1 protein-coding gene is annotated in these 646 nt (G+C 64.9%); it reads left to right on the top strand.

Annotation, left to right across the window (positions count from 1 at the left end):
- Position 1: 1 nt before the first annotated feature.
- Positions 2-646 (top strand): IS30 family transposase (locus ITJ56_RS18130; RefSeq protein WP_323749869.1); only part of this gene is annotated, 645 nt, incomplete at its 3' end.

Raw genomic sequence — 646 nt, 5'->3', positions numbered from 1 at the left:
GGTGTCACGGGAGCTGTCGCGGAACACCGCGCAAGGGTCCGCGTACCGGGCAACGACCGCGCATGTTCTCGCGTATCAGCGGGCGTCCAGGCCGAAGCCGGCGAAGCTGCACATGAACGGTGAGCTGCGTGCGAAGGTGGAGAACGACCTGCGGAAGAAGTACTCGCCCGAGCAGATCGCGGGACGACTGAAGCGTGAGTTCCCGGACCGGGAGGAGATGCGAGTGTCGCCTGAGACGATCTACCAGTCCCTCTACGTCCAGTCTCGGGGCGCCCTGAAGCAGGAGCTGACCAGGTATTTGCGGACCGGGCGAGGGCTGCGGCATCCGTCGAGGAAGACCGGGCAGCGCAAGAACCGGATCCCGGACATGATCAACATCGCCGACCGGCCCGCCGAAGCCAGCGATCGTGCTGTTCCCGGGAATTGGGAGGGCGATCTCATCATCGGGAAGGGCAACCAGACCGCGATCGGGACCCTGGTCGAGCGGTCCACGAACTACACCATGCTCGTGCACCTCCCAGACGGATACACCGCGGAGAAGATGCGCGACGCTCTCACGGCGAAGATCCAAACGCTTCCGGCGACACTTCGGCGAACGCTGACGTGGGACCAGGGCGTGGAGATGCGAGAGTGGAAACAGGTCGCG

The organism is Curtobacterium sp. VKM Ac-1376, assembly GCF_015351025.1.
In the GTDB taxonomy this organism is placed as follows: Bacteria; Actinomycetota; Actinomycetes; order Actinomycetales; family Microbacteriaceae; genus Curtobacterium.
This window is presented reverse-complemented; position numbering and strand designations above follow the sequence as displayed.